Origin of the sequence: Pseudomonas sp. Pseusp11 (assembly GCF_047304405.1) — a bacterium.
Taxonomy (GTDB): Bacteria; Pseudomonadota; Gammaproteobacteria; order Pseudomonadales; family Pseudomonadaceae; genus Aquipseudomonas.
Window position 1 is genome coordinate 1 of sequence record NZ_JBGLZF010000135.1, and the last position, 228, is coordinate 228.

1 rRNA gene is annotated in these 228 nt (G+C 48.7%); it reads left to right on the forward strand.

From position 1 onward, the window contains the following. Positions 1-157 precede the first annotated feature (157 nt). Positions 158-228 (forward strand): 5S ribosomal RNA (rrf, locus tag ACCC96_RS30460); the annotation flags it as partial.

The window sequence follows — 228 nt, forward strand, 5'->3', positions numbered from 1 at the left end:
GCCGATGGTAGTGTGGGGTTTCCCCATGTGAGAGTAGGTCATCGTCAAGATTAAATTCCGAAACCCCTATCTGCATATGCAGGTAGGGGTTTTGTTTTAGTAGAAGTCACCAATTTTGCTGGCACGTTACCGCTGTAACGGGCTGGTCACAGAATTTCTTGACGACCATAGAGCATTGGAACCACCTGATCCCATCCCGAACTCAGAAGTGAAACGATGCATCGCCGA